The sequence below is a fragment of the Mordavella massiliensis genome, assembly GCF_016902415.1.
Taxonomy (GTDB): domain Bacteria; phylum Bacillota; class Clostridia; order Lachnospirales; family Lachnospiraceae; genus Merdimonas; species Merdimonas faecigallinarum.
Window position 1 is genome coordinate 1 of record NZ_JACJLV010000122.1, and the last position, 549, is coordinate 549.

At 47.2% G+C, this 549-nt stretch carries 2 tRNA genes; both read left to right on the top strand.

Annotated elements, in window-relative coordinates:
- Window positions 1-34 precede the first annotated feature (34 nt).
- Window positions 35-108: transfer RNA gene (locus tag H6A13_RS13075), tRNA-Ile, on the top strand.
- Between the two features lie 60 nt (window positions 109-168).
- Window positions 169-241, top strand: a tRNA-Ala gene (locus tag H6A13_RS13080).
- Window positions 242-549 lie beyond the last annotated feature (308 nt).

The following is a 549-nucleotide window of genomic DNA, read 5'->3' on the forward strand; positions in this document are numbered from 1 at the left end:
AAAGAAAAAAAGTGGCGGAAGCCCTTTTTGGAACGGGCTTATAGCTCAGCCGGTTAGAGCGCACGCCTGATAAGCGTGAGGTCGGTGGTTCGAGTCCACTTAAGCCCATTGGGTTTTAGGGAAATGCCTTCGGAGAAGGAGGTAAGGTCCACTTAAGCCCATGTACCCGGGGGATTAGCTCAGTTGGGAGAGCGCCTGCCTTGCAAGCAGGAGGTCACGAGTTCGAATCTCGTATTCTCCATTTGATAATTAAAGAGCAGCCAGCGTGAGCGGACAGACAGGCGAGCCAAGCTTGCTTGAGCGAGGATGTCTGGATGAGCGCGTGAGGATATTCGCAGAATATCCGTGACCGAGAAGCTTTGCTTCGAGGTCCTGGGTGCGGAGTAGATTTCTTCTTTAATTATCAAACCATGTACCTTGAAAACCGCATATAAGAAACGAAAGATCAAAATATCTTGATCAAGACATCCGAGGTAATTGTTATAACAGGAAACTGTGTAATGATTACACACTTTGAAGAAAACAAAGCAAAAAATTGGCCGAAGACCA